Here is a 25,361-nt window from a genome sequence, read left to right on the forward strand (position 1 = left end):
AAGAAAACGAGGGGAATTGTATGAACGCATTGAAGGTTAAAGCACTTCTTCATCAATTTTTTATTGAAGACGTTGGAGATCAGGATTTGACGAGTGAAGCCATTTTTTCACGTCACGAAACGGGAAGCGCTGAAATTGTCACTAAGCAAAGTGGAGTTTTTGTGGGTGATAGTATTATTACAGAAGGCTTTCAATTACTAAATCAACAAGCGAAAGTTCAGCTTTATATAAAAGATGGACAGTACGTTGAAGCTGGAGATATCATTGCAAAGGTTCACGGACCAATACAAGCAATTTTAACGGGAGAGCGCGTTATATTAAACCTTATCCAGCGCATGAGCGGAATCGCAACGATGACTTTTCAAGCGAGAAAAATAATGGAAGGGACGCATACACAAATTTGTGATACGCGTAAAACAACGCCTGGGCTTCGAGGGTTAGAAAAGTATGCTGTTCGAATGGGTGGAGGAGTTAATCATCGGTTTGGGTTGTACGACGGAGTCATGTTAAAAGATAATCATATTGCGTATGCAGGTTCTATTAAAAACGCTGTTTTAAAAGTGAAAGAATATATTGGACCCATGGTAAAGGTAGAAGTGGAGATAGAGACCCTGGAACAGCTAAAAGAAGCGGTTGAAGCAGACGTAGATATTATTATGTTTGATAACTGCGACCCACAAACGATTAAGAAATGGATTTCTCAGGTACCAAACCACATTACGACAGAAGCTTCTGGTGGAATGAATTTGAATAATATAGCTTTATATAAAGACACGGGTGTTGACTACATCTCCTTAGGAGCATTAACACACTCTGTGCAGTCACTTGATATTAGCTTAAACGTGGAGGAAATGAACCATGAACTTGTTTGAAACGTTAAAGACTAAGACATTACCCTTTGAGTATTCAATGATGTCGGATGAAGAGATGAAGAGAAGAATTAGAATCATTAAGCAAAAGCTTGGCGCTCAGCTTTACATATTAGGACATCATTATCAAAAGGATGAAGTTTACAAGTTCGCGGATGCGGTAGGAGATTCCTTGCAGCTATCTCAAATGGCGGCAGCAAATAAAAAAGCTGCTTATATCGTATTTTGTGGTGTTCATTTTATGGCAGAAACGGCGGATATTTTAACAACGAGTAGTCAACGAGTTGTGTTACCTGATATGCGAGCAGGGTGTTCTATGGCCGATATGGCTAACATTGAACAAACAGAAAAAGCATGGCCGATTTTGCAATCTTTGTTTGGAGACACAATTATACCGCTTACGTATGTTAATTCCACCGCGGAAATCAAGGCGTTTGTCGGCAAACATCATGGAGCAACCGTGACGTCATCAAACGCAAAAGAAGTGGTTCAGTGGGCGTTTTCTAAAAAACAGCGTATTTTATTTTTACCAGATCAGCATTTAGGAAGAAATACAGCTTATGAATTAGGAGTGCCTCTTTCTGAAATGGCTATTTGGGATCCCATTGAAAATGAGCTCGTTTTTGATGGTGATATAGAAGATGTGAAGATTATCCTGTGGAAGGGACACTGCTCCGTTCATGAAAATTTCACGTTGAAAAACATTGAGCATGTACGTAAAGCACACCCGAACATGAACATCATTGTGCATCCAGAGTGTACGCATGACGTAGTGCAGCACTCTGATTACGCTGGCTCAACAAAGTACATCATGGAGACGATTGAACAAGCTCCATCAGGTTCAGAGTGGGCAATTGGAACAGAAATGAACTTGGTTAACCGCTTGATTCATGCTCATGATGATAAGAAGGTTATTTCACTTAATCCGTATATGTGTCCTTGTTTAACAATGAATCGTATTAATCTTCCTCATTTGCTTTGGTCTTTAGAAATGATTGATAAGGGCACGCCCATCAATGAAATTAAAGTGGAGTCTGAAGTAGCAGAACTGGCTCAAAAAGCACTCAACAATATGCTTGCAATGGTTTAAAGATGTCGGACTAAATGAAAAGTGAAAAACAAGCATAAAAGAGATCCTCTCACATACATTTGTGGTGATGGATCTTTTTTTTATAAAAAAATCCAAACTTTTAAGCATCAAGAATAAAATACTTGTTCAAGGCATATGTTGTGATGAACAAACAGAACTAGAACTTGCTTTGATTCCGCACATATAGATGAAATATACTCGACTCGGGAGGGGAATGACGTTGAAAATCCATATTGTCCAAAAAGGGGATACCCTTTGGAAAATTGCCCAAAAATATGGCGCAAACTTTGAAGAGCTTAAAAAAATGAACTCACAATTAAGCAATCCAGACATGATTATGCCTGGAATGAAAATTAAAGTGCCAACTGGCGGAGTACCTGTTGCAAATGAAGGGAACTCATTAGGGATTAAAGAAATGCCTAAAGTCCAGCATCCATATAGCGACCAATCAACGAAAGCTTATCCGGTAACAGAAATAGATAGTGAACAATCACCAATTCCGAGCATGCAGCCAGTGAAAAAAGAGATGCCAATTGCTCAACCGCCGAAGAAAGAAGCACCAGTAGCACCAGTAGCGCCAGTAGCGCCGAAGAAAGAAGCACCAAAGAAGGAAATGCCAAAAAAAGAGGCACCAAAGAAAGAAGCGCCTAAAACGGAAATGCCTAAGATGCCTAAGATGCCAAAGCTTCCAAAGATTCAGCCAATCGCTCCTGAAATTGACATTAACAATTACTATACGTTAAACATGGCGATGCAACAGCCGAAAAAAGAAGAGCCAAAAGTAGAAGCTGTTGTAGAGTCACCTGAAAGTCCAGAGATGGAGAGTGTAGAAGCACCGGTGCAACAGCCATGCTATCCAATTGTACCAATCTCTCCAGTAATGCCTGGATGTGGATTTCATTATATGCCGTGTTATCCACCGCCAATGCCACCAGCATATCCTGTGTATCCACATCAATGGCAGATGCCACAGGTACAAGGAGCAATGGAAGAAATGGAGTCCATGGAAAATAACCAAATGGTAGCTGGTCAAATGCAACATCCAAATGCGCCAATGCATGCTGCGAATGCACCATTTTACCCAATGATGAATCCGTATATGCCATGTGGTCCGGTTCAATGCTCGCCTTGTCCACCACCTTGGGGATACCAGCAACCTGCGTATCCAATGTATCCGTCGATGCCACAGGTACAAGGTGAAATGATGGAATCTCCAGAGATGGAAAACAATAGCGTAATGGGTATGCAGATGCCATACCAGCAACCGCAAGAAGACTGCGGATGTGGATCTCCTCAGCCCATGCCATATGGACACCAGCAGATGCCGTATGGATACCAACAGATGCCATATGGGTACCAAGATCAGCGCTTGGCACCGTACCCAGCCCCGTATGGACCCCCATTTGGTATGATAGGGGCACCGCCATATCCAGCGGTTGATCCGGATTTATTTAATATACCCGATTATGAAGAAGATGAAGATTAATAACGGCAGAGGCGATGACTCTATACATCGCCTCTTTTTTTGTTTGGTAGAAAAAGGAATTCTTGTGAAGCAATACTATATAAAAAAGCCACACGTACTTTATGTAAACACGAATCAAGGGATGAAAATAATAAAGAAGTATCGGTATGAAAACACGATTAATCGTAATTTTCAGTTCATTCAAGCACTCAAACAGCACGGGTTTAACGCTACCATTAATTTTGAACCTTTTTCAGATGGAGAGGTTGTGATCAAAACCAGAGGAGAAGTTTGGGGAATTATGCCTTATCTCCAAACAAAGTCACCGGTTTCATATGAACAATCCCATCACCGAAAGCGAGTCATTGAGCTACTACATTCTTATCATGAAACCGCGGCATTTGCTTGGTATGATGTGAAAGACATATTTCCAATGTATGAACTTACTCACGTGTGGCAAAAGCGACTTGCTAGTTTTATTCATCATAACAAGCTTATTGAGTCCATCATTGGAAAAAGAACGTATAAAGTTATTGAAGAGTTATGTCAAAACAGTTTAGTAACCATGCATAAATACGAACATGAAGGGCAGAAGCATCAACACACAATAATCCATGGTGACACGGCTTCTCATAATTTTTTAAGGGGAGTTAATAACGATTATTATTTAATTGATTTTGATTGTGCAGCTCAATCCACATTTTTTACGGATTATATTCAACTAGCTCAACGCTTTTTATTACAGGAAGACTTTTCTATTGAAAAGCTGCTAAAGGAAGAGGGGATGAGCAATCTTTTTCATTTACCGTATTTTGCTGCGGCTCTGCGCTTTCCAGCTATGCTTTTGCTGCCTTGGTACATTCGTTTAACCAGCATATCACCTTCATATAAAGAGCTTATTCAGCTAAAACAATGGACTGAAAAGCAAGCTATAAAAGCAGAATTAACAAATAGGGAGATATTGCGTATATTCCCCAATATCTAAAGAGTTTACCGCTAACTGACAGCATAAATTTTGCTCAACTTTAAGACCCTAATGGTGAGTCCGCTATAAGGTGGCTCATTTAAAGGGGGGGGTTCGATTGAACAAGTATATCATTTCATCATTAGCAGCTGGCTGTATGTTTGGCTTAACGGCTTGTACAAGTGACCAAGGAATGGAACAGCGTTATAACGATAACACTGAGCCTGTTGGTTACTATACAAGTGAAAACGAAAATGAGCATCGTCTTGACCAAGTAAAAGGCCCTGTAACGGATATGTTAGACGGCGACGACGAAAATAACAACAATAGACGAACTGCTCCGTTAAACGTAACGGATGGGCGTTATGATAGCCCAACTAATTCTTATCAAAACCCATCTACAAATAAAAATGGTTTTTATAGCAATGCTAACATCGGTGGTAGTGATAGGAATTATCACGGTCATCTCAATGGTAGAAACAATCTTACGCAAACGAATACAAATGCTTACCCAGCAGACTTGACTGAGAAAGTAGCAGACAAAGCAGCTGGTGTAAACGGTGTGAAAGGCTGTAGAGTAGTAGTTGATGATAACCGCATGTTGGTAGTTGTTGATCCAGCTAACAGCAACGTGAACGAAGAAGAGCTTAAAAAAGCTGTGCAAAAAGAAGTAAAGCCTTTAGCGAAAAAATATAATCTTCAAGTTGAGGTAGATAACGGAATGTTCAATAGCGTTCGTAATATTGATAATGACATTCGTAACGGTGTAGATAACGGAATTATTCGTACAAATATCAACAGCTTGTATGAATCCATTGATGAAAATGTTAATCGTAAAGACCGCTAAGTAAAAAAGAGCTAGGACATCAGTATTCCAGTCAACGAGATATCCGAATGATTGCGAGCTAACTTGCAATCATTCGGATGTTTTTTGTTTTGAAAACCTAACTATTGTAGAAGAGTCATGATTCGTTTTTGAGAAGGACTCATTTAGCTTTGTCCCAGCTTCTTTTTGTATATTTAAGAAAATGGATAAAAAAAGAAAGAAAGGAAAAGATATAAATAGCAATTCTTCTTTCAGTCATCTTTATGAAGTGACAAATTACATGTGTGAGGTGATGATGGATGAAACGAACCATTCATCAAATAATCATTGTATGTACTATCAGCAGCTTTTTAGTAAGCTTAGCTGGAGTAGTAGAAGCTGAACGCCCAATGACTATTTTTTTAGAGCGTACGTATGTAGATGGAGTTATTAGTCAAGAGGTCTTGAATTCCCCGTACATGACAAAAGAAGAAGTACTAAGCGCGTATCCTATGTGGAGAGTGATTAAAGCATCAGACGAAGAGGTTGTACTTAGAAAGGCGGTTGACGACATTTCGCCAATGCTTAAAGAAAACGGCTACGTTGGCTTATCAGTTAACGGAGTATTATCTACGTTTGAAGGGAAGCCGGTAAATTCCACAAATATTATTCAATCTTTCTTTCAGATTGATGTAGAAAAATTAGAGAGCTATCAAGAAGAGCTGCTGAAAGATGGGATTCGTGTTCAAACGAAAGATGATTACGTATCCTTGATGGATTTTTATAAAATGTACGAGCTTAATTCGCGGCCTACTTCTAGTAAGTAGCCGCTTTTTGTCGCGTTCTAATCCACAGTAAGGACTCGAAAGCAGATTTCTTTTTATTTCTATGTCAAATTCCTTCTATTCACTTTTAGGGTTGTGTTAAAATAATAGTCAGCGCTAAATGTTCGACAGAGTATGCAAAAGCAATTGTGAAATTAAAATTATTACGGCTTCTTAGTTGGAAGATAGATGAATGAACTGGGCAGTGTTCTCTACTTGATGATAACAAGGAGGGTAGACTGCCTTCGTTCATGTGAGAGGGAGAGAGTTAGTTGATTGATTATATCAGAGGTGTGATTACATATATTAATCCAGAATACGTTGTCATTGAAAACCAAGGAATGGGCTATCAGGTATTTACACCAAACCCTTATGTGTTTTCAGTTGATAATGAAGAGAGAGTTATTTATACGTATCAGTATGTCCGTGAAGATATCTTAGCACTGTACGGCTTTAATTCTCGCGAACAAAAAGAACTATTCATGAAATTAATTAGCGTCTCAGGCATTGGTCCAAAAGGTGCGCTGGCGATTCTAGCATCAGGTAACCCTTCTCAGGTGGTGCAGGCCATTGAAGAAGAAAATGAAAAGTTTTTGGTGAAGTTTCCAGGAGTAGGAAAAAAAACAGCTCGTCAAATGATTTTGGACTTGAAAGGCAAGCTTCATGATATCGTACCGGATGCAGTGCCATCACTATTTGCTGATATGGACGAACAAGAAGTTAAATCACAAAGCTCAGAAGCTTTAGATGAGGCTATCGAGGCATTAAAAGTACTTGGATATGCAGAGCGAGAGATTAATAAGGTAGTTCCAGCCTTAATGCAACAGTCGATGACGACAGATCAATATATTAAGGAAGCGTTGAAGCGTTTGCTTAAGTAACGAATGAAGGAGGAATATGATGGACGATCGTATTGTGACAGGCGATGCACTTAGCGAAGAAGAAGTGCTAGAGCAAAGTCTTAGACCTCAATTTCTACAACAGTATATTGGTCAGCATAAAGTAAAAAGCCACTTAGATATCTTTATTAAAGCTGCTAAAATGCGAAGCGAAACGTTGGATCATGTTTTACTATATGGACCTCCTGGCTTAGGGAAAACAACGTTGGCGACCATTATTGCAAATGAGATGGGCGTGCAAATTCGCACTACTTCCGGACCTGCCATTGAGCGTCCTGGAGATTTAGCGGCTGTACTAACAAGCTTAGAACCGGGCGATGTGTTGTTTATTGATGAAATTCATCGTCTTAATCGATCGGTTGAAGAGGTCCTTTACCCTGCAATGGAGGATTTCTGTCTAGATATTGTGATTGGAAAAGGCCCAAGCGCTCGCTCCGTGCGTTTAGATTTACCACCCTTTACGCTTGTGGGGGCGACAACAAGAGCTGGTTTGCTCTCATCACCACTGCGAGATCGTTTCGGGGTTTTAAGCCGCTTGGAATATTACCAAGAAGAAGACTTAGCGTCTATTGTAGAGCGTACTGCTTCTATTTTAAATGTAGGCATCGATACGCAAGCTACGCATGAAATTGCCAGGCGAGCTCGTGGGACCCCGAGGATTGCCAACCGGCTTTTAAGACGCGTTCGCGATTTTGCGCAGGTAAAAGGTGATGGTGAGATTACTGTTCAGCTTGCTACAGAAGCTTTAGAGATGCTGCAAGTCGACCGTTTAGGTTTGGATCATATTGACCATAAATTATTAAGAGGGATTATTGAAAAATTCCGTGGAGGTCCAGTTGGCTTAGATACAATTTCGGCTACCATTGGTGAAGAATCACATACAATTGAAGATGTATATGAGCCGTACTTACTTCAGATTGGCTTTCTGCAAAGAACGCCTAGAGGGCGGATTGTGACGCGGCTTGTGTATGATCATTTTCAAATGGAGGTGCCAGAGAAGTGAACGAACTCCCTAAATTCGTAATGATTGTGGGTGGTATTTTACTATTGGTCGGTTTTTTGCTACAATTTATCGGCAAACTTCCTGGTGATATTTTAATTAAAAAAGGAAATACAACCTTTTATTTTCCAATCGTTACGTCGATTGTTATTAGCATTTTATTATCGCTTATTTTCTTTTTTATTGGTCGATTTAAATAATTATTTTAGTAGGAACAGGTGAATGAAATGAAAGTAGATTTATTTGATTTCCATTTACCGGAGGAATTGATTGCGCAAACGCCGCTTGAAAAGCGTGATGCATCAAGACTCATGGTAGTAAACAAAGAAACAGGTGAGGTACGTCATCATATGTTTCAAGACCTTCTTGACTATTTACAAGAAGGTGATTGTCTTGTATTAAACGATACGCGTGTTTTACCAGCTCGTTTATTTGGAACAAAAGAAGATACGGGCGCTAATATTGAAGTCCTTCTTTTAAAACAAACGGAAGGTGACATGTGGGAAACGCTTGTGAAGCCCGCTAAGCGAGTTAAAGAAGGAACGGTTATTTCATTTGGAGATGGTCGCTTAACGGCTGTTTGTAAAGGTGTGAGTGATCAGGGGGGAAGGCTGCTGGAATTTAAGTATGACGGAATCTTTTATGAAGTATTAGAACAGCTTGGTGAAATGCCGCTGCCACCTTATATCAAAGAACGCCTTGATGACCGCGAACGCTATCAAACTGTGTTTGCACGTGAACAAGGTTCAGCTGCAGCACCAACGGCAGGACTTCACTTCACGGAAGAGATGTTGGAAGAAATTAAAGCGAAAGGTGTGCATATTGCTTTCTTAACACTGCACGTTGGCCTAGGAACCTTCAGACCCGTAAGCGTAGATGATCTGGAAGAGCATGATATGCACGCTGAATACTATCAAGTGAGCGAAGAGACAGCTTCGTTGTTGAATTCAGTGCGTGAACAAGGTGGACGAATTATCTCTGTTGGTACCACGTCTACGCGAACGCTTGAAACAATCGCAACTGAACACGACGGTGTGTTTAAAGCTTCATCGGGCTGGACGAGCATCTTTATTTTCCCTGGATATGAATTTAAAGCAATTGATGGTATGATTACAAACTTCCATTTGCCGAAGTCAACGCTTATTATGCTTGTTAGCGCGTTAGCTGGACGTGAGCATATCATCGGCGCATATGAAACAGCGGTAAAAGAAAAGTATCGATTCTTTAGCTTTGGCGATGCCATGCTAATCTTGTAATTTAACATGAAAGGAATACACTAATGACAGCTATTCGTTATGAACATATTAAAACATGTAAGCAAACCGGAGCACGCCTTGGCATTGTGCATACTCCACACGGATCTTTTGAAACGCCGATCTTTATGCCAGTTGGTACGCTTGCTACAGTAAAAACAATGTCTCCTGAAGACTTAAAAGCAATGGGAGCAGGAATTATTTTAAGCAACACGTATCATCTATGGCTACGTCCAGGTCACGAAATTGTAAAAAAAGCTGGCGGACTTCATAAATTCATGAACTGGGACCGTCCAATTTTAACGGATTCAGGTGGTTTCCAAGTGTTTAGTCTAAGCGATCTTCGACGTATTGAAGAAGAAGGCGTGCATTTCCGCAATCACTTAAATGGTGACAAGTTATTCCTATCACCTGAAGGAGCAATGGAGATTCAAAACGCACTTGGTTCGGATATCATGATGGCATTTGATGAGTGTCCACCATATCCAGCTGAATATGATTATTTAAAGCGTTCAGTAGAGCGTACAAGCCGTTGGGCTGAGCGCTGTTTAGAAGCTCACAGTCGTCCGCAAGACCAAGGATTATTTGGGATTGTACAAGGAGGAGAATTTGAAGATTTACGTCGTCAGAGTGCTTCTGACTTGGTTTCTATGGACTTCCCGGGTTATGCTGTAGGAGGACTATCTGTTGGAGAACCAAAAGACGTTATGAATCGCGTGCTTGAGTTTACAACACCTTATCTGCCTGCGGATAAACCTCGTTACTTAATGGGCGTAGGTTCACCAGATTCATTGATTGATGGAGCAATCCGTGGAATTGATATGTTTGACTGCGTGCTACCAACGCGTATTGCACGTAACGGTACATTAATGACAAGCGAAGGGCGCTTAGTTGTTAAAAATGCAAAATATGCAGAAGACTTTGGGCCAATCGATCCAAACTGTGATTGCTATACGTGTAAAAATTATTCAAGAGCGTATATTCGCCACTTAATTCGTTCTAATGAAACGTTTGGAATTCGATTAACATCTTACCATAACTTATATTTTCTGCTAAACTTAATGGAGCAAGTCCGTGAAGCTATTCGCGAAGATCGATTAGGTGACTTCCGTGATGAATTCTTTGATAAATATGGATTTAACGGACCAAATGCAAAAAATTTCTAGGTCATTACAGGGGTTTTTCATCAACATATGAATAAGTACCTGTTGATAAATTGATTAAAGGAGGAGATCTTGTGGAAATTTTCCAAGCAATATGGCCATTACTTTTAATGTTCGCCATCTTTTATTTCTTATTAATTCGTCCACAGCAAAAGCGTCAAAAAGCTGTACAGCAAATGCAGTCTGAACTGAAGAAAGGTGACAAAGTCATCACAATCGGTGGAATGCACGCTTTAGTTGAAGCAATTGATGAAGGAACAGTTATTGTGAAAACAACAGACGGTTCTAAAATGGTATTTGACCGCGCTGCAATTCGTGAAATCCGTAGCGAAGCGTAATTATAGAAAGAGACTGAGACATAAGTAGTTCAGTCCTTACTATACCTGAACGATTGAGAGTTTCTCACTTTTAATCGTTCAGGTTTTTTGTTGATTGTGAAAACAATGTTGGAAACAGGGTGGAATGGAGCGTAGGACACTCGACTCCTGCGGGAAAGAGAGGGAAACATGAGATCCCGCAGCGCAGCGAGGAAGCTCAGGTTCCTCCCCACGGAAAGCGAGTGGCCGTAGCGCAATGGAACGAACGGGTTGAGACAAACCAAAGAGATGGGAACAGCTAGTGTTCGTCTTTTAGAAGCAATCATTTTGTTATGTCCCAAACTCTTTTTATGCTGTTCTAGAGCCTGATAAATTGACCCCAATCACACCGCCGAGCATGGCTACCAGTAAAAACCCACCGTGAAATAAAAGCTGCTGAGCTGAAAAGAGCTCGTTGTATCCAAGAAATTGTAGCATAAGCATAAGAACAGAGTAGATAAGACCAGTTGCTCCACCAATCATCCAACCCTTTGAGCCACTTTTTCCACCTGACATAAATCCACCAATAAAGACTGCCAAAAAGGATAAAATAGCAATCCATAGTTGCAAAGCTTGTTCAGTAACAGACGAAAACTTTAACAAAAGTGCTAACAAAAGGCTGATGACAAAACCGATGATAAAGATGATCATTACTCCAAAAAAGATAGCACTGCTCATTCTTTTTGCTTCCATTACTAAAAACCCCCTTATATGTCAAACTGCAATCTTAGTACGAGCATATTCACAAAATGGAAGAAATAGACGCAAAAAAATCCGTCTATTTTTTGTGTTTAAACGAAAACTAGTCAGGAATGTCAAAGTGCGGAGGTTTTTATATGGGGATCGTAACAATGGTTTTTCGTACTATTTTGTTATATTTTATCGTATTAGTCATCTTTAGACTAATGGGTAAGCGTGAAATTGGCGAGCTCAGTATTTTAGACCTTGTCGTGTTTATTATGCTAGCAGAGCTAGCGGTAGTGGCAATTGAAAATACAAATGATCCATTGCATCATAGCTTAGTTCCGATGATCACCTTACTTGTGATTCAAATTGGGTTGGCTCTTTGGTCACTCAAAAGTAATCGCATGCGCAACTTCTTAGACGGTCAGCCGACGGTTATTATTCAAAATGGCGAAATTCGTGAAAAGGAAATGAAAAAGCAGCACTATAACTTTAACGATTTACTCATACAGCTTCGTGATAAAAATGTGAAGGATATTGCTGACGTTGAATTTGCTATTTTAGAACCTTCTGGCAAGCTTTCTGTTTTTGAAAAAAAGAATAATACCGCTCCTTTTGGAAAAGAAAGCTTAAATCTGCCTTACATTATTGATGGCGTAGTCCAAGAAGAACATTTAGCACTCGATCACCGTACAACGCTATGGCTTCGCCAAGAATTAAAAAAGCTAGGTTATCAAGAAATAAAGAATATTTCATATTGTACCTACAATAATGGCACCTTTTTTGTAGATAAAGTGGACGAACTAAAATAAAGAAGATGAGTATGGTTGCTCATCTTCTTTATTTCTTTTTAAACAGTCGTAGAATTGAAAAGCGGTTGAGCTCTTCTTTCGTAATAAGCTTGAATAGTAATAAAAGAATAACGTATAACAGGCTTGTTAGCATTATAGAGACTAATGTTTGTAGTACAAGTGGAAGGTTGGCAAAAAAATGTGTAAACGCATACTGTCCCACCCATCCAGCAGCTAACATGACGATACAGCTTTTTACATAATCCATGATTTGTAGCTTATACATAATTTGTTTCGTAACGGTTGATAAATGAAGAAGAGTGACGAGCATAGTGCCAACTACAATAGAAAGTCCGGCGCCCATAATGCCGAGAGTAGGCTGAGAAGCTAATAAAAAAATCAATGCGGTTTTCACAGCTGCGCCAATGAAACTGTTAATCATGGCGGCTTTAGCTAGATCTAAAGCTTGAAGGACGGCCTGAAGGGGTCCTTGAAAGTAAGAGAAGATAAAAAAGGGTGCCATGACTTTAACAAAGATAGCTGCTTTATCTGATCCGTACATCAATTCCATTATGGGGTTAGCGAATACGTATAATACGACAACGGCAAGTCCCCCTGTTATAAACGATAAGCGCAGCGCTTGGTGAAGTCTATACTGAATTTGTTTCATATGGTTCTTTGCATAGGATTCACTGATAGCAGGTACTAGTGCAGTTGAAAGAGAAACGGTAATAAAGGACGGTAGCATTAATAATGGAAGTGCAAAGCCCGTTAATTCTCCGTACTGCTGAGTAGCGATGGTGGTTGCTACTCCAGCAATCGCTAAGCTCTTGGCTACAACAATTGGTTCTAAAAACCAAGAAACTGAACCAATCATACGACTCCCTGTAGTGGGAACAGCGATTCTCATCAAGTCATAAAAGGTATCTTTGCCAGCACGAAGTGATTGAAAAAAGTTACGACGAACGGTTAACTTCTTTTTTCGTTTAAACATATAGAACATATAAAATAGAGATGCCAATTCTCCAAATACAGAAGAGAGCATAGCGCCAGCAGCGGCATATTCAATTCCATAAGGTAAGAATGCCTTTGTACATACAGCGATTAAAGTGATACGAACGACTTGTTCAATGACCTGCGAATAAGCAGCGGGTTTCATTTGCTGAAGACCTTGGAAATAGCCGCGAATAACCGATGAAATAGCGATAATTGGAATAACAGGAATAACCGCTAATAGTGGATATAAGGTACGCTCATCTGTAAAAAAGGTTTTTGCGATAATAGGAGCGAATACTATTAAACTGAGCGTAAATATAAAACTCAATGTACACGTGATGCTTAAAGAAACAACCAGAATCTTTTTAATTTTTCGTTTGTCACCGAGTGCCTGTGCTTCTGCAACTAGCTTTGAAATGGCTACAGGCAATCCTAACTGCGTTAACGTAATAACGAGTACAAGAGTAGGAACAGCCATCATGTATAGGCCAACACCTTCGTTCCCAATCATTCTTGCAATAACAACGCGGTTAATGAATCCGAGAACTCTTGTAATCAATCCAGCTATAATTAAAATAATAGTACCTTGCAAAAATTTAGACATAGATCCTCACTGCTTTCTTGGACAAATTATAATTGATGTAATCCAATATATGCAGGGAATGTGTCCAAGCATGACAAGGAATCAAAGAAATAACAGAGAGCTTGCTGGCTTATATATTTTGCATGCGTGTGAGAAAAGGAGTCGTGAACATGAATTCGATAATATCAGATGAGCAAAAGACAATCATTCAACCAGTAATTGAGAGTAAGCTAGAAGAATTTCATTTAATTGGTTACGAAGACGTAACGGAAGCAGAATTGTGGGGGTATTTGAACCAAAAGAAGTGGAAAAAGCGTCAAGAATTTTCGTTGCATCAGGTTGTTAGTGACGTGTTGACTGTTAAGATTACTGATGTAATGAGCTATGTAACAATTGAATCTTATAAATCAAATATGTTCGAAACTGTTAGTGACAATGAAGATTGGAAAGAATTATTAAAGTAATGCAAATTTTATGGTTCGTCATTTGACAGACCCCTAGTTATCGAAGATAATTAAGTTGGTATTTTACAGCGATCAGCTCATGTGTTTTACATAAGAAGGAGGATTTCTTATTCATGGTTAAAAGAGGACGTATCGTTACCTTTTTCCTCTTAGTACTTTTAATATTTGGTACAATCGGAACAACGGTTACAGGTATTGCAAAAGATATTAAGCTTGGCCTTGATCTTCAAGGTGGGTTTGAAATTTTATATGATGTAAAACCTGCTAAGAAAGGTGATGTCATCGATAACAGTGCACTTAAAAGCACCGTTGAAGCGCTAAATCAGCGTGTGAATGTGCTCGGTGTAAGCGAGCCTAGTATTCAAATTGAAGGAGATGATCGCATTCGCGTACAGTTGGCTGGTGTTACGGATCAGTCACAAGCGCGTGAGCTATTATCAACTGAAGCAAATTTAACCTTCCGTGATGTAAATGACAATATCTTAATGGATGGTTCTGACCTTGCTCAAAATGGTGCAAAACAATCGTTTGATGAAAACAATCAGCCGAGCGTTTCGTTAAAGCTAAAAGATGCGGATAAGTTTAAAGAAGTAACAAAGAAAGTGCTAGATATGGCACCCAATAATTTATTGGTCATCTGGTTAGATTTTGAGGAAGGAAAAGATTCCTATAAGGCAGAAGCAGCTAAGCAAAATCCTAAGTTTTTATCTGCAGCAACTGTAAATCAAGTTTTCTCTCAAAAAGAAGTATCGATTACGGGTGGTAACTTTACAGTTAAAAGTGCTACAGAATTATCAGATCTATTAAATGCAGGCTCTTTGCCTGTTAAATTGGATGAAATTTATTCAACATCTGTCGGGGCTCAATTTGGTGAGAAAGCTCTCGATATGACCGTGTTTGCCGGAGCAATTGGAATTGCTATCATCTTCCTTTTCATGATTGCATTCTACCGTCTACCAGGGCTTATCGCGGTAATTACGCTAAGCTTTTACGTATATTTAAACCTTTTAGTATTCGATCTTATGCATGTTGTTCTTACTCTTCCAGGGATAGCAGCTTTAATTCTTGGAGTCGGGATGGCAGTGGATGCTAATATCATTACATACGAGCGAATTAAAGATGAATTAAGGACAGGCCGATCTGTAATGTCTGCTTTTAAAGCAGGAAATCGCCGTTCCATTGCAACGATTTTCGATGCAAACTTAACAACAATGTTAGCAGCTGTTGTGCTGTTTATCTATGGAACAAGTTCTGTTCAAGGATTTGCGACAACGTTAATGATTGGGATTGTACTGAGCTTTGTGACAGCTGTATATGGAACGAGATTGTTGCTAGCTCTGCTAGTTAACAGCCGTTGGTTAAATAAAAAACCTCACTTATTCGGTGTGAAAAAATCTGAAATTCATGATTTAAGCAAAGACGATGGTCAAACAGTTTTACCAACAGCTTGGGACAGATTTGATTTTGTTAAATACAGAAAACGCTTCTTTGCTTTATCAAGCATCCTTGTTGTAGCTGGAGTTATTGCCTTGCTTATCTTCAAGCTTAACCTAGGAATTGATTTTGCAAGCGGAACGCGAGTTGAAGTAGCAAGTGATAAAGCTTTAACTCAAGAACAGGTAGAAAAGGACATGTCTTCAATTGGATTAGAGTCAGACAATGTGATTATCACGGGTGATGATAAAAAGACGGGAGTTGCCAGCTTTGTAGGTGTACTTTCACAAAAGGAAATTGCTGATTTAAAGGATTACTTCAGTGGAAAGTATGGCTCAGAACCTAACGTAAGTACAGTGTCTCCGACTGTCGGAAAAGAGCTAGCACGCAATGCAATGATTGCGGTATTAATTGCTTCTATTGGAATTATTATTTATGTAGGGTTCCGATTTGAGCTGTATATGGGATTAGCTGCCATTGTAGCCTTACTACATGATGCCTTTTTCATCATTGCTTTCTTCAGTTTAACTCGTCTTGAGGTTGATTTGACATTCATTGCGGCAATCTTAACAATCGTTGGTTATTCAATCAACGATACGATTGTAACGTTTGACCGTATTCGAGAGAATATGAAGAAGTTCAAATCAAAAACGTTTGAGGACTTAAAGTTTATCGTGAACTTAAGTTTGCGTGAGACCCTAACTCGATCGTTGAATACGATTATTACGGTAATTATTGCTGTAGCAGCACTGTTGATTTTTGGAAGTGACTCAATTCTAAACTTCTCTATCGCTCTACTAGTAGGATTAATTGCAGGTACGTACTCATCGATTTTCATTGCCTCTCAGCTGTGGCTTGTATGGAAAGGCAAGCAGCTAGAACGTAAGAGAGTCGTTGAAAACGAAACAGAATAAATGAATGAAAAAGTGCACGGATTATTCCGTGCACTTTTTCTGTGTCTGCCCTTTCAATTCACATCATAAGCTTAGTAGTACAAGAGAATTTTGGGTACGCTAATGAATAATGCCTTTCTAGAAAGGGTGTGAAAAAATGGACAATGAACAGCGGTTTAAAGAAGCACAAACTGCTGCGATGGTAGGGATGGTTGGTAATATTGTCTTGGCTATCATGAAATCGATTGTAGGCGTCATGGCAAACAGTCGAGCACTCATAGCGGACGCCGCCAATTCTGTTTCAGATGTTGCAGGCTCACTTGTGGTTTTTATTGGTGTGAAAATTGCAAAGCAGCCACCTGATGAAGATCATCCTTATGGACATGGAAAAGCTGAATCAATCGCTGCTATTATCGTAGCCGTTCTTTTAGCCATTGTAGGAATTGAAATTTTAACTTCTTCTTTCCAAGCATTTTTTAATCGGATAGAGCCTCCTAAAATTTTTGCTGTCTATGCTCTAGTTGCGGCTATCATTATTAAAGAAGGATTGTACCGCTACACATACCGTATTGGAAAGAAAATAAAAAGTGACGCTGTTATGATTAATGCTCATGATCATCGAGTGGACGTGTTCTCTTCTTTTGCAGCGCTTGTAGGTATTGGAGCTTCTCTTATTGGCGATGAAATTGGGATAGAGTGGTTAGTGTATGCGGATCCTCTCGCAGGATTAATTGTTTCTGTACTTGTGTTAAAAATAGCTTGGACACTAGGAGCAGAGGCTTTTCACAGTACGTTGGATCATGTTCTTCATGAGGAAGATATCGCACATTTAAAAGAGATCGTGTTAGGCGTTGAAGGTGTTGAACGAATTGACACGCTTCATGCAAGAGAGCATGGTTACTATGTTATTGTTGATTTGCGTATTTCAGTCGATCCGTTTATCACGGTGAAAAAGGGCCATCAAATTGGAAAAGTAGTAAAAGAGAAGTTACTGGAAGAACCGAATATTCAAGGTGTATTTGTTCATATTAACCCATATTCAGAAAGTTAAGATTAAGCTCACTCATTGCCCGTTTGGGTTGCCTTTAGTATAATTATGTGGGTTAAGGGGTGAGATGAGATATGCTACAGTCAAAGAAGCGTTGGAATGTAAAACATATAGATGATCCACTTGTTGATGAATTTGCAAAGAAACTCAATATTACACCTCTTGTTGCTTCACTGCTTATTAATCGAGGAATTCAAACAGTAGAAGAAGCCTCACAGTTTTTACATATTGAGGATGAATCTTTTCATGACCCATTTCTTTTAGAAGGTATGGAAGAAACGGTTGCGCGCATTCGTCAAGCGATTGAAAACAATGAACGTATTATGATATATGGGGATTATGATGCTGACGGTGTAAGCAGTACGTCCGTTATGCTTTCTGTTTTAGGTCAACTCGGAGCGCAAGTTGATTTTTATATACCCAATCGTTTTACAGAAGGCTACGGCCCAAACGAACAGGCATTTAGACAGATTGGTGATGAAGGATATGGATTAGTTATTACAGTAGATACTGGAATTTCCGCTGTTAAAGAGGCAAAGCTAGCAGCTGAGATAGGGTTTGATTTAATCATTACAGACCACCATGAACCAGGTCCAGAAATTCCGGAAGCCTATGCGATTATCCATCCTAAACTTCCAGGTGGAGGCTATCCATTCAAAGAGCTAGCTGGAGTTGGAGTAGCGTTTAAATTAGCTCACGCTTTGCTCGGTGAAGCTCCTGAACATTTATTGGAGCTAGCTGTCATTGGTACAATTGCTGATTTGGTGCCGCTAGTAGGAGAAAATCGACTAATAGCGAAAAAGGGCTTACGCTATTTAAAAAGTTCAACTCGACCTGGAGTTGAAGCGCTATTAAAAGTGTGCAGTGTGAAGAAAGAAGACATTACGGAAGACACAATTGGTTTTGCCCTTGCTCCAAGAATTAATGCTGTAGGTCGTCTTCAAGATGCGAACCCGGCAGTCGATTTACTTATGTCTGCTCATTATGAAGAAGCAATCGAGTTAGCAAAAGAAATTGATGCTTTAAATAAAGAGCGCCAACAGATTGTAAATGAAATTACGCAAGAAGCAATCGATACTGTAGAAAGCCTATATCCGCCTAGTGAAAATGCAGTCTTAATTATTGAAGGTGAAGGGTGGAACGCAGGAGTTGTTGGAATCGTAGCTTCTCGGTTGGTTGAAAAGTTCTATCGTCCAACTATTGTGTTAAGTCTGGATCACGAAACCGGCTTAGCAAAAGGATCGGCAAGAAGCATTGCTGGATTTGATTTATTTGCAAACTTATCAAAGAGTCGTGATATTTTACCGCATTTCGGGGGCCACCCGATGGCTGCAGGGATGACGCTTGAAGCGAAGAATGTTGAGCTACTGCGCCAGCGTTTAAATGAACAAGCGCGAGAAGTGCTAACTGAACAAGACTTCATTCCGATTACCTCGATTGATACGATATGCAAAGTTGAGGATATTACAATCGCTGGTATTGAAGAGCTCCAAACACTCGCTCCTTTTGGCATGCATAACCCCAAGCCGAAGGTGCTTGTTGAGCGTGTTACGCCAACATCAATGCGTAAAATCGGCAGTGATAAAAACCATTTAAAGCTTGTTGTAGAAGATAACGGGCTATCAATTGACGTCGTAGGGTTTGGTTTAGGACATGTATTAGATGAAGTCTCTCCGTTAGCCAAAGTATCGTTAGTCGGTGAGCTTTCAATTAACGAATGGAATAATATACGCAAGCCACAGCTCATGATTGAAGATGTAGCAGTGAGTGAATGGCAGCTTTTTGATTATCGTAATTCATTTGATATGAAGAGATTCTTTCAAGAAATTTTCACGAAAGAAATGGATATCGTGACGTTTAATCAACAAACCGTTCAAAAGCATGCAGCGATTTTGCCGATGGATCAAGTCGTTGAGATTTCGACAGATGAACAAGCTAGTCTATATAATTCAGCTGATAAACAAATGATTCTTTTAGATTTACCAGATTCAAAAGAGAGGTTAAATCTCTTATTTGCTGAAGGAAAGCCGGCTCGAATTTATGCGATGTTCGTAACGGAAAATGATAGTTATTTTGATACGATTCCGACTCGTGAACATTTTAAGTGGTTTTATGGACTGCTGGCTAAAAGAAGCCCGTTTGATTTAAAACACTATAAAGAAGAGATTGCCATTCATAAAGGCTGGACAAAAGATACAATTGATTTTATCTGCCAGGTGTTTTTCGAACTAGAATTTGTTACAATAAACAATGGTCTAATTTCGCTAGTGAAAAATAGTCCTAAACGTGATTTAATAGAGTCTGTGACTTATCGCAAGAAACAGCAACAAATTGAAATGGAAAAAAACTTTATTTATAGTTCATATGCACAGTTAAAAAGTGAGTTTGAGAAGCTTCTTGCAAGTGCGGATGAATGAGGAGGCAACATTAGAATGAATTTTAAAGATTATATTACAATTGTACCTGACTGGCCAAAACCAGGTATTAAGTTTAAAGATATCTCAACATTAATGGATAATGGTGAAGCGTATCGTGCAGCGACAGATGAAATCATGAAGTATGCAAAAGATAAAGAAATTGATATCATCGTTGGGCCTGAAGCACGTGGGTTTATCGTTGGTTGTCCAGTTGCGTATGCGCTAGGTGTGGGCTTTGCACCAGTTCGTAAAGAAGGTAAATTACCTCGTGAGGTAATTAAAGTTGATTATGGCTTAGAATATGGAAAAGACGTATTAACAATCCATAAAGATGCAATTAAGCCAGGGCAACGCGTATTAATTACAGACGACTTATTAGCAACAGGTGGAACAATTGAAGCAACAATTAAACTAGTTGAAGAACTAGGCGGAGTAGTTGCTGGCATTGCGTTCCTTATTGAGTTATCATACTTAGATGGACGCGAAAAGCTAGAAGGATACGACGTATTTACATTAATGACGTACTAATGAACGGATTTATAATCAAACAGAGAAGAGACTGAGACATAAGTAGTTCTGCCTCTACTGTACCTGAACGATTGAGAGTTTCTTACTTTTAATCGTTCAGGTTTTTTGTTGATTGTGAAAACAATGTTGGAAACAGGGTGGAATGGAGCGTAGGACACTCGACTCCTGCGGGAAAGAGAGGGAAACCTGAGATCCCGCAGCGCAGCGAGGAAGCTCAGGTTCCTCCCCGCGGAAAGCGAGTGGCCGTAGCGCAATGGAACGAACGTGTTCAGACAAACCAAAGAGATGGGAACAGCTAGTGTTCGTCTCTTAGAAGCAATCATTTTGTTATGTCCCAAACTCTTTTTTGTTTAATACGAAGAAAGCAAAAGATTGAAATGTGACTTTATTTGATAAATTATTACCAAAGGCTTTACATCTCTATTAATTTTCATGATAATAGTTACAATATGAATTAATAAAAATGCTAGTTGATAAAGGTGATTTCATGGCAAATGAGCAAGTCCTAACAGCAGAACAGGTCATTGATAATTCGAGACGGTATTTGGATGAAGAGGATGTTGCGTTTGTTCAAGCAGCATATGATTTTGCAAAAGAAGCACATAAAGAGCAATATCGTAAATCAGGAGAACCGTATATCATTCATCCTATACAGGTTGCAGGGATTTTAGTTGATCTTGACATGGATCCAGCCACAATTGCAGCTGGATTCTTACACGATGTCGTTGAAGATACAGAGATATCGCTAAAAGATTTAGAGAAAGCTTTCAACTCAGAAGTTTCAATGTTAGTAGACGGTGTTACAAAACTTGGGAAAATTAAATATAAATCAAAAGAAGAGCAGCAGGCAGAAAACCATCGCAAAATGTTTGTTGCAATGGCACAAGATATTCGCGTTATTTTAATTAAGTTAGCCGACCGTTTGCATAATATGCGTACATTAAAGCACTTACCACAAGAGAAACAGCGCCGCATTTCAAACGAAACGCTGGAGATTTTTGCACCGCTTGCTCATCGCTTGGGGATTTCAAAGATTAAGTGGGAGCTTGAAGACACAGCTCTGCGCTATTTAAATCCGCAGCAGTATTATCGAATTGTAAACTTGATGAAGAAAAAGCGAGCAGAGCGCGAACAGTACTTAGAAGAAGTTATTGATGAAGTACGCGAGAACGTTGATGATGTGTCGATTAAAGTTGAGATTTCAGGTAGACCAAAGCATATCTATTCAATCTATCGCAAAATGGCCCTTCAAAATAAGCAGTTTAATGAAATCTATGATTTGCTTGCAGTGCGTATTATTGTAGACAGCATTAAAGATTGCTATGCGGTACTTGGTATTATCCACACCTGTTGGAAACCAATGCCTGGCCGCTTTAAAGATTATATTGCAATGCCAAAGCAAAATATGTATCAGTCTCTTCATACAACTGTTATTGGGCCAAAAGGCGATCCCTTGGAAGTTCAGATTCGTACTTTTGATATGCATCAAATTGCAGAGTATGGAATTGCTGCACATTGGGCTTATAAAGAAGGCAAGTCAACGGAACATGCATCTTTCGAAGAGAAGTTGACTTGGTTCCGCGAAATTTTAGAGTTCCAAAATGACGCTAATGATGCAGAAGAGTTCATGGAATCATTGAAAATTGACTTATTTTCGGACATGGTCTATATTTTTACGCCAAAAGGCGATGTGATTGAATTACCGTCTGGTTCAGTTCCGATTGACTTTGCATATCGCATTCACTCAGAAATTGGGAATAAAACAATCGGTGCGAAAGTCAATGGAAAGATGGTCACGCTGGATTATCGTCTAAAAACGGGAGATATCATTGAAATTTTAACATCTAAGCATTCCTATGGACCAAGTAAAGATTGGCTGAAGCTTGCTCAAACATCTCAGGCAAAAAACAAGATACGTCAGTTCTTTAAGAAGCAAAGCCGAGATGAAAATATTGAAAAAGGCAAAGAGCTTGTTGAAAAAGAAATTCGTCAAATGGAATTTGACGTAAAAGAAGTATTAACAACCGATAATATTAAACGAGTAGCCGAAAAGTTTAACTTCTCAAATGAAGATGATATGTATGCAGCAATTGGATATAACGGTTTAACTGCTGCTCAGGTTGCGAATCGTTTGACAGAGAAATGGCGAAAGCAGCGTGATCAAGAGCAGGAAGTGCAGGTAGATGATCTGGCTCGAGATACGGCAGCGAAGCGTGTACGTCAGCATAAGCGCAAAGACTCTGGTGTTATTGTACCAGGTGTTGAAAATATGCTTATTCGTTTATCGAAATGCTGTAATCCAGTTCCTGGTGATGAGATTGTAGGATTCATTACAAAGGGTCGGGGAGTATCTGTTCACCGCGCAGACTGTTTAAATGTCCATACGGAGGATTCGGAAAATCGCTTAATTCCAGTTGAGTGGGAAACGCATATTAAAGAAGGTAAAGAATTTAACGTCGAGATTGAGATATCTGGTTATGATCGTCGCGGCTTGTTAAACGAAGTGCTTCAAGCTGTCAATGAAACAAAAACCAATATTTCAGCCGTCTCTGGTCGATCGGATCGAAATAAAATGGCAACCATTAATATGTCAATCTCTATTCATAACATTAGTCATCTTCATAAAGTTGTTGAACGAATTAAGCAAATTCGTGATATCTATTCGGTTCGTCGTATTATGCATTAAGAAAGGTACGTGAAGAATGAAAGTTGTAGTGCAGCGTGCAAAAGAAGCAAATGTTACCGTTGAAGGTGAAGTCGTTGGTGAAATTAGCAAAGGCTTTATGCTCTTAGTAGGAGTTACGCATGAAGATGAAATGAAAGATGCGGATTACCTTGCAGATAAAATAGTCAACCTACGAGTGTTTGAAGACGAAACAGGAAAAATGAATCACTCATTGCTCGATATTGAAGGTGAAATTCTATCTGTTTCGCAGTTTACGTTATATGGTGATTGTCGAAAAGGAAGACGCCCAAATTTTATGGGAGCGGCAAAGCCAGACAAAGCGCTTACGCTGTATAATTATTTTAACGAGCAGCTAGAAAAAAAGGGAGTTCGTGTTCAAACCGGCTCGTTTGGAGCAATGATGGACGTTAGCTTCACCAATGATGGGCCTGTTACGTTAATTATTGAAAGCAAAGATAAATAAATGATTAAAAAAGCGTCTGTTGCATCATGTGCAAACAGGCGCTTTTTCTATTGTTGCTTGAAATATTGCTGAATTCCTAAGGCTACTTGGTGAGCGACTCTTCGCTGATACCCAACGGAATTAATGTAGGTTTCCTCACGCTTATTACTTAAAAAACCTAGCTCTAATAAAATGCTTGGGCGCTTATTTTCACGCAGCACGTAGTAGTCTCCAAAACGCACTCCTTTGTCCTTTAAGTCACTGTGATGGACAAGTGAAGCGTGGATAGAGCCAGCTAGAATAGAGTCTTGGTTATCATGGTAAAAGTACGTGATGAGTCCTGTTAAGTCAGGGTTAGCAACGCTGTTATAATGAATGCTAATATATAAATCAGCGCTGTTTGAAGCTAGAATACGATTGGACAGCTCTACATATGAATCGTCTGTTCTTGTTAATTTTACGGTGGCACCATCGTTTTGAAGCTCTTCTTGTACGAAACGAGCAGTTCGGAGCGTTAAGTCCTTTTCATACGTACCTTGTGTACCTATGGCCCCTTTATCTTTCCCACCGTGTCCGGGATCTAAAATGATGGTTTTCCCTTTTAAATAATCTGTAGGTGCGTTTTGGATAACAGGTGTAGATTTTAGCTCAATTTGCTGCTGTGGAGAGAGGTTGTTAAAGTCTAATAACGCTGTATGTGGTTTAGAAATCCAGCCTTCAAGGTCTTGAAATTGTACAAAAAGCCAATTTCCCTGCTGATCTATAACGCTAACCCGATCATTTTGCTTAAGTGTTGCTGAAATGGAAAAAGCTAAACCTGGTCCTGTTCGAACATGTAAGGTATCGGCTGTAACGATTCTAGGTGAAAAACTCGGAGATTCTGGCTCATCGAAGGAAGAGAGACAAACGAGTATGATAACAGACAACAAGAAATAAAGTTTAGATGAACGAAAAAAAGCGATACGTATCCCTCCTTTATCACAGACTAAGTAATTCGAGGTTGTGAAAGAAAATCCTTTCATTTATGAAAGATGTCGACTTTTTTGGCAATGCTATAAAGAGCATATTTAGTGTGAAAGCACTTAGAAAGAAGGGATACGTACATGAAATTTAGTGATAAAGGAGAGCATTCCTTTCAACAAAATCAGTCGCTTTTCGGCATGCAGTTCCACGACTTCGTAGATAAAGAAAAGGATGCTTCGTCAATTGAATTAGCGTCTGAATTTGGTTTGTCGCTTCGAGATGTGCAAAAGCTTAGGAAACAGCTAAACCGCTCATAATTCATTTCGTTTCCAACTTACCAATAATTTATGGCCGTGAAGTTCTTGACAACTGTTCATTTCATTCGTAATATAGTAAACAATTGCTATATTTTAAAGAACGGCTATTACATAGCTTAATTTTATATGAATAGAACCTATGATGAAGAAAAGTAATTGAGATGACACATGGAGAGAGAAAAAATGCCTTGGGCTGAAAGCATTTTACATGATGACTCAATGAATGAACACTTCGGAGGTTTCGCTCTGAAAGCACGGTTAGTAGGAGCTGAACGGTTTCGTACGTTAACGAATGAGTGGAAGTGTACAGCATGTATGCTTCAATTAGGGTGGTACCACGTGATTTAAACTCTCGTCCCTACTAGTTGCTAGTAGAGATGAGAGTTTTTTTGTTATAGAAAATGAAGTTATAGGAGGCATATGACGC

Annotated in this window: 26 protein-coding genes and 1 other annotated feature; of the genes, 23 read left to right on the forward strand and 3 right to left on the reverse strand. The window is 39.4% G+C overall.

Annotated elements, in window-relative coordinates; genetic code table 11:
* The first annotated feature begins 20 nt into the window (after window positions 1-20).
* The 13 genes from nadC to AC1UFB_RS02800 all read left to right on the forward strand — a co-directional run bounded on the left by nadC (window position 21) and on the right by AC1UFB_RS02800 (window position 10,951).
* Window positions 21-872 carry a carboxylating nicotinate-nucleotide diphosphorylase gene (gene nadC / locus AC1UFB_RS02740; RefSeq protein WP_025908516.1) on the forward strand — a complete coding sequence of 284 codons (852 nt, stop codon included), beginning with the start codon at window positions 21-23 and terminating at the stop codon, window positions 870-872.
* Window positions 859-1,959: a quinolinate synthase NadA gene (gene nadA / locus AC1UFB_RS02745; protein WP_482588460.1), complete on the forward strand. Its 1,101-nt coding sequence runs from the start codon at window positions 859-861 to the stop codon at window positions 1,957-1,959. The genes nadC and nadA overlap by 14 nt, the downstream gene beginning before the upstream one ends.
* A 214-nt stretch (window positions 1,960-2,173) precedes the next feature.
* Window positions 2,174-3,445: a SafA/ExsA family spore coat assembly protein gene (gene safA, locus AC1UFB_RS02750; protein WP_328100748.1), complete on the forward strand. Its 1,272-nt coding sequence runs from the start codon at window positions 2,174-2,176 to the stop codon at window positions 3,443-3,445.
* A gap of 64 nt (window positions 3,446-3,509) precedes the next feature.
* Window positions 3,510-4,409: a phosphotransferase gene (locus AC1UFB_RS02755; RefSeq protein WP_160169865.1), complete on the forward strand. Its 900-nt coding sequence runs from the start codon at window positions 3,510-3,512 to the stop codon at window positions 4,407-4,409.
* A gap of 97 nt (window positions 4,410-4,506) precedes the next feature.
* Window positions 4,507-5,235: a YhcN/YlaJ family sporulation lipoprotein gene (locus AC1UFB_RS02760; protein ID WP_025908512.1), complete on the forward strand. Its 729-nt coding sequence runs from the start codon at window positions 4,507-4,509 to the stop codon at window positions 5,233-5,235.
* 278 nt (window positions 5,236-5,513) lie between these two features.
* Window positions 5,514-6,020, forward strand: coding sequence for a BofC C-terminal domain-containing protein (locus AC1UFB_RS02765; RefSeq protein WP_025908511.1), 507 nt, complete (start codon window positions 5,514-5,516; stop codon window positions 6,018-6,020).
* A 269-nt stretch (window positions 6,021-6,289) separates the two neighbouring features.
* The gene (gene ruvA / locus AC1UFB_RS02770) at window positions 6,290-6,898 is read left to right on the forward strand and encodes a Holliday junction branch migration protein RuvA (RefSeq protein WP_025908510.1); all 609 of its coding nucleotides are present in this window, start codon (window positions 6,290-6,292) and stop codon (window positions 6,896-6,898) included.
* 19 nt (window positions 6,899-6,917) lie between these two features.
* Window positions 6,918-7,919 (forward strand): Holliday junction branch migration DNA helicase RuvB, encoded by a 1,002-nt coding sequence (gene ruvB / locus AC1UFB_RS02775; RefSeq protein WP_025908509.1) that lies wholly within the window; start codon window positions 6,918-6,920, stop codon window positions 7,917-7,919.
* Window positions 7,916-8,116 carry a DUF2905 domain-containing protein gene (locus tag AC1UFB_RS02780; RefSeq protein ID WP_025908508.1) on the forward strand — a complete coding sequence of 67 codons (201 nt, stop codon included), beginning with the start codon at window positions 7,916-7,918 and terminating at the stop codon, window positions 8,114-8,116. Before ruvB ends, AC1UFB_RS02780 begins: the two co-directional genes overlap by 4 nt.
* Before the next feature lie 27 nt (window positions 8,117-8,143).
* Window positions 8,144-9,172: a tRNA preQ1(34) S-adenosylmethionine ribosyltransferase-isomerase QueA gene (queA, locus tag AC1UFB_RS02785; protein WP_025908507.1), complete on the forward strand. Its 1,029-nt coding sequence runs from the start codon at window positions 8,144-8,146 to the stop codon at window positions 9,170-9,172.
* A 23-nt stretch (window positions 9,173-9,195) separates the two neighbouring features.
* Window positions 9,196-10,335, forward strand: a complete 1,140-nt coding sequence (gene tgt, locus AC1UFB_RS02790; protein WP_025908506.1) for a tRNA guanosine(34) transglycosylase Tgt — start codon at window positions 9,196-9,198, stop codon at window positions 10,333-10,335.
* A gap of 71 nt (window positions 10,336-10,406) precedes the next feature.
* On the forward strand, window positions 10,407-10,670 hold the full coding sequence (gene yajC, locus AC1UFB_RS02795; RefSeq protein WP_025908505.1) for a preprotein translocase subunit YajC: 264 nt from the start codon (window positions 10,407-10,409) through the stop codon (window positions 10,668-10,670).
* 119 nt (window positions 10,671-10,789) lie between these two features.
* Entirely contained in the window at window positions 10,790-10,951 is a 162-nt protein-coding gene (locus AC1UFB_RS02800; RefSeq protein WP_482588464.1) for a hypothetical protein, read from the forward strand.
* A 46-nt stretch (window positions 10,952-10,997) separates the two neighbouring features.
* On the opposite strand, the gene AC1UFB_RS02805 is transcribed toward AC1UFB_RS02800, so the two are convergent.
* A complete protein-coding gene (locus AC1UFB_RS02805; RefSeq protein ID WP_025911747.1) occupies window positions 10,998-11,381 on the reverse strand; it encodes a TIGR04086 family membrane protein in 384 nt (127 codons plus the stop codon).
* Window positions 11,382-11,524: 143 nt separating this feature from the next.
* On the opposite strand from AC1UFB_RS02805, the gene AC1UFB_RS02810 reads away from it, so the two are divergent.
* Complete coding sequence (locus AC1UFB_RS02810) at window positions 11,525-12,184, forward strand: DUF421 domain-containing protein (RefSeq protein ID WP_100346781.1); 660 nt, start codon at window positions 11,525-11,527, stop codon at window positions 12,182-12,184.
* Between the two features lie 28 nt (window positions 12,185-12,212).
* On the opposite strand, the gene spoVB is transcribed toward AC1UFB_RS02810, so the two are convergent.
* Window positions 12,213-13,763 carry a stage V sporulation protein B gene (gene spoVB, locus AC1UFB_RS02815; RefSeq protein WP_100346782.1) on the reverse strand — a complete coding sequence of 517 codons (1,551 nt, stop codon included), beginning with the start codon at window positions 13,761-13,763 and terminating at the stop codon, window positions 12,213-12,215.
* Window positions 13,764-13,912: 149 nt separating this feature from the next.
* Here spoVB and AC1UFB_RS02820 point away from each other — a divergent pair, with 149 nt between their 5' ends.
* From AC1UFB_RS02820 to dtd, 8 genes are all read left to right on the forward strand, one after another.
* Window positions 13,913-14,206 carry a post-transcriptional regulator gene (locus AC1UFB_RS02820; protein ID WP_025911741.1) on the forward strand — a complete coding sequence of 98 codons (294 nt, stop codon included), beginning with the start codon at window positions 13,913-13,915 and terminating at the stop codon, window positions 14,204-14,206.
* Between the two features lie 113 nt (window positions 14,207-14,319).
* The gene (gene secDF, locus AC1UFB_RS02825) at window positions 14,320-16,554 is read left to right on the forward strand and encodes a protein translocase subunit SecDF (protein ID WP_100346783.1); all 2,235 of its coding nucleotides are present in this window, start codon (window positions 14,320-14,322) and stop codon (window positions 16,552-16,554) included.
* A gap of 136 nt (window positions 16,555-16,690) precedes the next feature.
* Window positions 16,691-17,584, forward strand: a complete 894-nt coding sequence (locus tag AC1UFB_RS02830; RefSeq protein WP_100346784.1) for a cation diffusion facilitator family transporter — start codon at window positions 16,691-16,693, stop codon at window positions 17,582-17,584.
* 71 nt (window positions 17,585-17,655) lie between these two features.
* Window positions 17,656-19,998, forward strand: coding sequence for a single-stranded-DNA-specific exonuclease RecJ (gene recJ, locus AC1UFB_RS02835; protein ID WP_025911737.1), 2,343 nt, complete (start codon window positions 17,656-17,658; stop codon window positions 19,996-19,998).
* A 15-nt stretch (window positions 19,999-20,013) separates the two neighbouring features.
* Window positions 20,014-20,526, forward strand: coding sequence for an adenine phosphoribosyltransferase (locus AC1UFB_RS02840; protein ID WP_025911735.1), 513 nt, complete (start codon window positions 20,014-20,016; stop codon window positions 20,524-20,526).
* 137 nt (window positions 20,527-20,663) lie between these two features.
* On the forward strand, window positions 20,664-20,825 hold the full coding sequence (locus AC1UFB_RS02845; protein ID WP_482588466.1) for a hypothetical protein: 162 nt from the start codon (window positions 20,664-20,666) through the stop codon (window positions 20,823-20,825).
* A gap of 188 nt (window positions 20,826-21,013) precedes the next feature.
* Window positions 21,014-23,212 (forward strand): RelA/SpoT family protein, encoded by a 2,199-nt coding sequence (locus AC1UFB_RS02850; protein ID WP_482588468.1) that lies wholly within the window; start codon window positions 21,014-21,016, stop codon window positions 23,210-23,212.
* 16 nt (window positions 23,213-23,228) lie between these two features.
* Entirely contained in the window at window positions 23,229-23,675 is a 447-nt protein-coding gene (gene dtd / locus AC1UFB_RS02855; RefSeq protein WP_025911732.1) for a D-aminoacyl-tRNA deacylase, read from the forward strand.
* 47 nt (window positions 23,676-23,722) lie between these two features.
* Here the strand turns inward: dtd and AC1UFB_RS02860 are convergent, their stop codons facing one another.
* Window positions 23,723-24,580, reverse strand: coding sequence for an N-acetylmuramoyl-L-alanine amidase family protein (locus AC1UFB_RS02860; protein ID WP_328100956.1), 858 nt, complete (start codon window positions 24,578-24,580; stop codon window positions 23,723-23,725).
* 177 nt (window positions 24,581-24,757) lie between these two features.
* On the opposite strand from AC1UFB_RS02860, the gene AC1UFB_RS02865 reads away from it, so the two are divergent.
* Window positions 24,758-24,934 carry a hypothetical protein gene (locus AC1UFB_RS02865; protein WP_035321387.1) on the forward strand — a complete coding sequence of 59 codons (177 nt, stop codon included), beginning with the start codon at window positions 24,758-24,760 and terminating at the stop codon, window positions 24,932-24,934.
* Between the two features lie 130 nt (window positions 24,935-25,064).
* Window positions 25,065-25,297, forward strand: a binding site (T-box leader).
* Window positions 25,298-25,361: the final 64 nt, after the last annotated feature.

The sequence above is a fragment of the Priestia sp. KCTC 13724 genome (assembly GCF_056820425.1).